The organism is Devosia sp. (assembly GCF_028290645.1).
GTDB lineage: Bacteria > Pseudomonadota > Alphaproteobacteria > Rhizobiales > Devosiaceae > Devosia_A.
Window position 1 is genome coordinate 1 of record NZ_JAQGJL010000177.1, and the last position, 7,949, is coordinate 7,949.

The 7,949-nt window shown below is 67.5% G+C and carries 7 protein-coding genes; 5 read left to right on the forward strand and 2 right to left on the reverse strand.

Translation table 11 applies throughout. From position 1 onward, the window contains the following. Positions 1-41: 41 nt before the first annotated feature. The 3 genes from JWQ89_RS09850 to JWQ89_RS09860 all read left to right on the forward strand — a co-directional run bounded on the left by JWQ89_RS09850 (position 42) and on the right by JWQ89_RS09860 (position 4,258). The gene (locus JWQ89_RS09850) at positions 42-1,412 is read left to right on the forward strand and encodes a sigma-54 dependent transcriptional regulator (RefSeq protein WP_299640549.1); all 1,371 of its coding nucleotides are present in this window, start codon (positions 42-44) and stop codon (positions 1,410-1,412) included. A gap of 207 nt (positions 1,413-1,619) precedes the next feature. Beyond that, positions 1,620-3,746: a flagellar biosynthesis protein FlhA gene (gene flhA / locus JWQ89_RS09855; protein WP_299640551.1), complete on the forward strand. Its 2,127-nt coding sequence runs from the start codon at positions 1,620-1,622 to the stop codon at positions 3,744-3,746. Positions 3,747-3,955: 209 nt separating this feature from the next. Next, a complete protein-coding gene (locus JWQ89_RS09860) occupies positions 3,956-4,258 on the forward strand; it encodes a transcriptional regulator (protein ID WP_299640553.1) in 303 nt (100 codons plus the stop codon). 66 nt (positions 4,259-4,324) lie between these two features. Here JWQ89_RS09860 and JWQ89_RS09865 read toward each other — a convergent pair whose 3' ends face one another. Then, positions 4,325-4,519, reverse strand: coding sequence for a hypothetical protein (locus tag JWQ89_RS09865; protein WP_299640555.1), 195 nt, complete (start codon positions 4,517-4,519; stop codon positions 4,325-4,327). A gap of 8 nt (positions 4,520-4,527) precedes the next feature. Beyond that, positions 4,528-5,574 (reverse strand): hypothetical protein, encoded by a 1,047-nt coding sequence (locus tag JWQ89_RS09870; protein ID WP_299640557.1) that lies wholly within the window; start codon positions 5,572-5,574, stop codon positions 4,528-4,530. Between the two features lie 121 nt (positions 5,575-5,695). Here JWQ89_RS09870 and JWQ89_RS09875 point away from each other — a divergent pair, with 121 nt between their 5' ends. Both JWQ89_RS09875 and JWQ89_RS09880 read left to right on the forward strand, forming a co-directional pair. Next, entirely contained in the window at positions 5,696-6,832 is a 1,137-nt protein-coding gene (locus tag JWQ89_RS09875; RefSeq protein WP_299640560.1) for a putative zinc-binding peptidase, read from the forward strand. Between the two features lie 450 nt (positions 6,833-7,282). Further along, positions 7,283-7,949, forward strand: a 667-nt coding sequence (locus JWQ89_RS09880) for a PRC-barrel domain-containing protein (RefSeq protein WP_299640563.1), incomplete at its 3' end; no start/stop codon positions are given.

The window sequence follows — 7,949 nt, forward strand, 5'->3', positions numbered from 1 at the left end:
CAAGGGGAGAAGGCGGAAATCCGGAACATCGGAGCATATCCATGCGTCTCTTGATCGTCGGTCCCCTCGAGGGCCAGCTCACCACCGCCACCAAGCTCGCCATGGATGGCGGCGCCAAGGTCGCCCACGCCCCCTCGATCGAGATCGCACTTGACTCGCTCCGCGCCGGCCGAGGCGCCGACCTGCTGCTGGTCGACGTGATGATGGACATTGCCGGCCTCATCGCCGGCCTCGACGCCGAACGCATCGTCATCCCGGTCGTCGCCTGCGGCACCGAGAGCAACGCCGCGGCCGCCGTCAACGCCATCCGCGCCGGCGCCAAGGAGTACATCCCGCTGCCGCCCGACGCCGAGCTGATCGCCGCCGTCATCGCCGCCGTCGCCCGCGAGTCGTCCGACTTTCTCTATCGCGACCCGGCCATGGCCCGCGTCGTGAAGCTTGCCGACCAGGTCGCCGGCTCCGACGCCTCAGTGCTGATCACCGGCGAAAGCGGCACCGGCAAGGAGGTGATGGCCAAATACCTCCACTCGCGCAGCAAGCGCGCCAGCCGCCCCTTCATCTCGATCAACTGCGCCGCCATCCCCGAGGCGCTGCTCGAGAGTGAGCTCTTCGGCCACGAGAAGGGCGCCTTCACCGGCGCCATCGCGCGTCGCATCGGCAAGTTCGAGGAAGCCACCGGCGGCACCCTGCTGCTCGACGAAATCAGCGAAATGGATGTCCGCCTCCAGGCCAAGCTCCTCCGTGCCATCCAGGAACGCCTGATCGACCGCGTCGGCGGCACCAAGCCCGTGCCGGTCGATATCCGCATCATCGCCACCTCCAACCGCAACCTCAACGAAGCCGTGCGCGACGGCAGTTTTCGCGAGGACCTGCTGTTCCGCCTCAACGTCGTGAACCTGAAACTCCCCTCGCTCCGCGAACGCCCCGGCGACACCGCCGCGCTCGCCGACCACTTCGTCGATAAATACGCCAAGGCCAGCGGCCTCGGCCGCCGCGTCCTCTCCGCCGAAGCCCGCGACGCCCTGCTCCGCGCCCCCTGGCCCGGCAACGTCCGCGAACTGGAAAACACCCTCCACCGCGCCGTGCTCCTCTCGGGCGGCGAAATCATCGGCCCCGACGCCATCTCGATGCCGGACGGCACCGGGCTGAGCGAAGTCGTCGCCATGGCCTCGCTGGCCGGACAAGCCGCGCAGACCGCCGAAACCATCTCGCGCACCATGGTCGGCCGCACCGTCGCCGACGTCGAGCGCGACCTGATCCTCGATACGCTGGACCACGTGCTCGGCAACCGCACCCACGCCGCCAACATCCTGGGCATCTCCATCCGCACGCTGCGCAACAAGCTCAACCAGTACGCCGACGAGGGCATCGCCGTGGCGGCGCCCGGCGAGCAGCGGAACTCGGCGGCGTGAGTGCTTCCATCGCCAGCCTCTCCGACTTGCCTTCTCCCCTTGTGGGAGAAGGTGGCGCGCAGCGCCGGATGAGGGGTCCGCAGACGAAGTCTGCGCGGTCGGAGCGGAGCGACGAGCGGCTTGCCGGCGCTGAACCAACCCCTCATCCGGCCTACGGCAACCTCCCACAAGGGGAGAAGGCAATCATCTCGGCGCCGGTGAAACACAATGGCTGACCTCTCCGCTCCCACCTCCGGCCTGAAGCTCCCCACCTTCTCCCTCGCGGGCCTGTGGAAATCTCTCGGCTCGTCCGATATCGGCCTCGCGGTCGGCATCATGGGGATCATCGTCGTCCTCATCGTGCCGCTGCCGCCGCTGCTGCTCGATGGGCTGCTCGCCATTTCGATCGTCTTCTCCGTCCTGATCCTGATGACGGCGCTGTTCATCCAGACGCCGCTCGAATTCTCCTCGTTCCCAACGGTGCTGCTGATCGCCGCCATGCTGCGGCTGGCGCTCAACCTCGCCACCACCCGCCTGATCCTCGCCGAGGGCCACAACGGCACCGACGCCGCCGGTCACGTCATCGAGGCGTTCGGCAACTTTGTCATGCGAGGCAATTTCGTCATCGGCGTCGTCGTCTTCGCCATCCTGATCATCGTCAACTTCATCGTCATCACCAAGGGCTCGGGCCGCATCGCCGAAGTCGCGGCGCGCTTCAACCTCGACGCCATGCCCGGCAAGCAAATGGCCATCGACGCCGACCTCTCGGCCGGCCTCATCGACGAAACCGTGGCGAGGAAGCGCCGCGAGAACCTCGAAGCCGAGAGCGCCTTCTTCGGCAACATGGACGGCGCGAGCAAGTTCGTGCGCGGCGACGCCATCGCCGGCCTCCTCATCACCTTCATCAACATCATCGCCGGCATGGTCATCGGCATGCTGCAGGAAGGCCTCACCTTCCAGGAAGCCGGCAACAACTACACGCTCCTGACCGTCGGCGACGGCCTCGTCAGCCAGATTCCCGCCCTCATCGTCTCGACCGCCGCCGGCCTCCTCGTCTCGAAAGCCGGCGTCACCGGCTCCGCCGACAAGGCGCTCGTCGCCCAGTTCACCGGCTACCCCAAGGCGCTCGGCATGTCCGCCGCCGTCATCGGCGCGCTGGCCCTGTTGCCCGGCATGCCGGTCATCCCGTTCCTGGCGCTGGCCGGCGGCGTCGGCTGGCTCGCCTTCAAGTCGGGCAACAAGAAAGCCGCGGGCATCGAGCGCGACGCCGTGGCCGCCGCCGTGCAGCACGCCCATGACCATCCGCCGCCGCAGGAAGCGCCGATTTCCGATAGCCTCAAGATCGACGAGCTGAAGCTCGAACTCGGCTACGGCCTGCTCTCGCTGGTGAAGGAGGACGACACCGGCACCGACCGGCTCACCGAGCAGATCAAGGCGCTGCGCCGCCAGCTGGCGACCGAACTCGGCTTCATCATGCCGCCGGTCCGCATCCTCGACAACATGCAGCTCGAGCCCAACGACTATAAGGTCAAGATCAAGGAGGTCGACGCCGGCCGCGGCCAGATCTTCGCCCACCAGCTGATGGTGATGGACCCCATGGGCAAGGAGATCAACCTGCCCGGCGTCCACACCACCGAGCCCACCTTTGGCCTCCCCGCCACCTGGATCGAGCCGGCGCTGCGCGACGAAGCCGAGCTGCGCGGCTACTCGATCATCGACCCCTCGACGGTGATCTCGACGCACCTGACCGAAGTGCTGAAGGCCAACGTCTCGGACCTGCTGAGCTACGCCAACGTCCAGTCGCTGCTCTCTGGCCTCACCAAGGACCAGCAGAAGCTGGTCGAGGATATCGTGCCGTCCCAGATCTCGGTCTCGGGCGTGCAGCGCGTCCTCCAGACGCTCCTCACCGAGCGCATCTCGATCCGCGACCTGCCCACCATCCTCGAGGGCATCGCCGAAATCGTCGGCCCCGGCCGCACCGCCCAGGTCATCGCCGAGCACGTGCGTTCTCGCCTGGCGCGTCAGCTTTGCGCCGCCAATCTCGGCCCCGACGGGAACCTCCCGCTCCTCACGCTGTCGCCGCAATGGGAGCGCGATTTCGCCGAAGCCATGGTCGGCGACGGCAACGACCGCCACCTCGCCATGGCCCCCTCGCGCCTGCAGCAGTTCATCATCGGCATCCAGCAGGGCTTCGAGAACGCCGCCCAGATGGGCGAAATCCCCGTCCTCATCACCAGCCCCACCATCCGCCCCCACGTCCGCGCCATCATCGAACGCTTCCGCCCGCAGACCGTGGTGATGAGCCAGAACGAAGTGCACCCGCGGGTGCGGCTGAAGACCATCGGGAGCATCTGACCCCTCTCCCCTGAGGGGAGAGGGTAGCGCAGCTGGGAGCGACAGCGACGTAGCGAAGCTAGGGTGAGGGGTTCAGCCGCGCCACAACTCGCGCTCCGCCGCCCCCCACGAAAGCCCGCGCCGGCGCCGGTGTGCCTTCGGCCACCCTTTACCGAATATACGGACTGCCCGTATAGATCTACGCGACGCCGACATAGGCAGGAGTCCCGATGACCAAAAGCGCTTTCGATCAAATCGCCGCGGGAATGAACGACGCCATCGCCTACGCCGACGGCGCGACCGTAGGCTACGAAACACACGTCCCTGCCGAGGTGAACCTCCGCGCCATTCGCAGGCACCTGCAACTGAGCCAGCCCGAGTTCGCGAGGAAGTTCGGATTTTCGGTAGGTCGCATCCGCGACTGGGAACAACACCGCACCCCTATCGACGCCTCGTCCCGCGTTCTGCTCACCGTCATCGAGCGCGAGCCGGAAGCGGTGAAGCGTGCGCTGAGTGTCAGGGTCGCGCGCTAGGCTCGCGCCGCCGCCCCATCCCGAACACTGCCCAGACCCACGCCACAGCCGCGCCTGCCGCCCCGGTCAATCCTTCGCCGAGTAGCTCGCCAGCAGCCAGGCAACGAGCGCAGCCCGGTCGGCCGGCAGACCTCCCTCGGGTAGTGTTGCCGCTCGGAAGCCGTGCCGGCGTAGCAAATCGCTCAGCGCCACTGCCCGGTTCTGCGGGTTCACCACCTTCAGCACCCGCTCGGCAATCTCGGCCGCCAACGTCTTCGACATGCGCTTGCTCACGGTGGACTCGCCTTGCTCGAAACGAGGGTTTGGAGCACGGCGACGATACCCCACCCCAGCCCGAGCATCAGCACCGGGGTATAGAGCGCCCCCCAATAGCCGTTGAACGGCTTCCCCACCGCAGCGAAAATCCCCACGAACGCCACCACCGTCGCCAGCGCCAGCGTGCCCCTAGGCCAGGCCCACAGCCCCAGCACTCCCAGCGGCAGCAGCACCGCCGGCACCCAGTCCGGCGCCAGGCTCCACAGCCCGTTGAAACCCATCGTCGCCAGGACGAACCCGAGCCCCCCGAACTGCAGCCAGCCCTCGCCATAGGCGCGATCCATCGACCCGAGCTGCTGGCTCACCATCCACCAGTGCCAGAGGAAATACGCCGCGTACGCCACCAGCCCGGCAGCCCATATCCGCATCTCGCCCCACCGCCGTTCCCGCAGCGCCAGCACGATGCACACCACCACATACGGCGCCGCCAGCTCCCGCAAAAACAGTGCCGCCAGCGCCGCCAGCAGCCCGATCACCCGCCAGCCATTGCCGTAAGCCGCCACCGACAAGAGGATCAGCGTCCCAGCCGCCACCTCGGAAAACACCACGCTCGACGGCGACAATATCCCTCCGAGGCTCGCCCCCACCGCCAGCACCGCCACTACCGCCGCGAGCACCCCGCCATCGAGCCGCATCATCCGGTACGTCATCAGCATCCCGCACAGCGCCAGCCCCGCGAGCATCCTCTGCCCCCACCCGGCCGGCAACGCCGCCAACAGCATCGGCCAGGCCGGCGTCCGCCAGTTGAACACCGAGCGCGTACCGTAGCCGTCGGCCACCAGCACCTCGTGCGCGGCACCGTAATAGCCCTCGCCCGCCCGCATCTTCTCGATAATGCGCTGATACGTGACGAGGTCGCCCTCCGGCGCCGGCCCCGCCCCAGCCGATACCGCCGGCGCACGCCCCATGGCAACCACCAGCAGCACCACGATCGCGGCGAGCGTCACCCCCAGCACCAGCCACGCCAGCGGCCGCGGCAGCCATGCCATGCGCTTCTTCATCGCGTCGTATCGTCCCCTCAAGTCCGAGCACAATGCCAAGCGCCCCTTAATTATCTGCAGCGCGAGTGGAACCGCCGCACCTCGCGCCGCATTGCCGATCCGCCCCACCCCGCGAGCCCCGATGAGACTCTTCCGCTGCGACCATTGCGGTCACCTGCTCTATTTCGAGAACACCCGCTGCGAGCACTGCGGCCGGGCTCTCGGCTACGAGCCCGCCGCCAACGCCCTCGTCTCCCTCGATGGCGGCCCCGAAATATGGACCGCGCCGTTTCTCGACAACAACCAGTTCGTGTTCTGCGCCAATGCCGCGCACAACGCCTGCAACTGGCTCGTCCCCTATGCCCCCGGCGCCGATCCCTTCTGCCGCGCCTGCCGCCACAACGGCGTCATCCCCAATGTCGACGATCCGGTGGATCTCCGCCGCTGGCAGGTCATCGAGCGCGCCAAGAAGCGCCTGTTCTATTCCCTGCTCCGGCTGCATTTGCCGCTAGCCACCCGCAACGAGGACCCGGCGCGCGGCCTCAGCTTCCGCTTCCTCAACGAGGACACCGCGCCGCAGCCCGTGCTCACCGGACACGACAGCGGCGTCGTCACCATCGCCCTCAAGGAGGCCGACGACGCGGCTCGCGAATATCGCCGCACCCAGTTCAACGAGCCCTACCGGACGCTGCTCGGCCATTTCCGCCATGAGGTCGGCCACTATTACTGGAACGTCCTCGTCGACGGCCGGCCGGCCCTCACCGGTTTCCGCACGCTCTTCGGCAACGAGACCGCCGACTACGATGCGGCGCTGCAGACCCACTATGCCAACGGCGCCCCGCCCGATTGGCAGCAGAACTACATCTCGGCCTACGCCACCTCCCACCCATGGGAGGACTTCGCCGAAACCTTCGCGCATTACCTCCACATCGTCGACACCACCGAGATGGCCGCCTCCTTCGGCATCCGCCTGCGCCCGGCCATCGACCAGGCAGGCGAACTCACCGCGCGCCTCGATTTCGACCCCTACGGCAAGCCCGACATCCACGAGCTGATCGAGAACTGGATCCCGCTCGCCTCGCTGATCAACAACCTCAACCGCGCCGTAGGCCAGAACGATGCCTACCCGTTCGTCCTCACCCCGCACGTGGTCGAGAAACTCGGCTTCATCGCGCTGATCGTCCACGAGGCCGGCGCCGCGCAATGGACCGTCCCCGGCCCCGCCGGCCCCATCCCGATCAACCTGCCCGACGAAACGCTCGACCTCCCCGCCAGTTGAAACTGGCGGCTCCCCCGGCCGGCGCTGGCCCGTGCCAAGGGCGAATCCCGCTTCTATCTCACTCCCCAGCACGACAAGCTCGGCGTCTACCGGGGCCTCGGCTTCGGCGCCTTCGTCGAGCCCTTCGACGACGGCTCGGGCATCCTTCACCTCGCCATGAAGACCTCCTGAGCCGGCGCGCAGTTAATTCAAACTTTACCGGTTAACCCGGCAGGGCGCGCGCCGCCGTCAATTCTCCGCTAGCCTGTTCGATGTGGGGCGTCTCGCCCCGACTTGACGCTGGGAGGCGTGGAAGGCCGGACCTCGAACACGGGGCCGGCCTTTTGATTTTGTCCCGGAACGGTCCCGCGATCGTAGCGTTCTCAATGCACCGGGCCGTGCGGCACGCCACCGCCAAGCGATGTGCCGCACGGCCTTGTTCATGAACATAACGAACGACAGGACGATACAATGTTCCGCACCCTTATGACCACTACTGCCATCGCCGCCCTGCTGACCGCGGGTGCCATGGCGCAGGACGCTCCCGCCACCACCGCGGCGCCCGCCGCGACCACCGAAGCGCCTGCCGCGCCGCTCGACAAGTCCCTCCTCGCCACCGGCTATACCGAGACGGACAAGGACAATCTCGCCACCGAGATCATCGGCCGGCAGGTCTATTCCTCCGACGCTACCGACGCGGAGAACATCGGCGACGTCAACAACCTCGTCATCGGTCCGAACGGTGAGGTGGCCGCCGTCATCATCGGCGTCGGCGGTTTCCTCGGCATCGGCGAAAAGAACGTCGCCGTGAACTATTCCGAGCTCCAGTGGGTGAATGCGGAGGACGGCACGCAGCGTTTCGTTCTCCCCACCACCAAGGAAGCGCTGGAGACCGCGCCGAACTTCGAGACCACCGACAGCTCTTCGGCCACCCCGGCCGCTTCCACCACTCCGGCCGCCACCACCGCTCCGGCCGATAACACGGCGCCCGCCGCCAACACCGCCGCCGAAACCGCGGCGCCGGCGGCCACCACTGCCGCTCCGGCCGATCAGGCAGCAACGCCGGCCGCCACTCCGGCCGCCAACCCGATCGACCGCAACGCGCTCACCGACGTGCCGCTGACGGCCGAGGAACTCA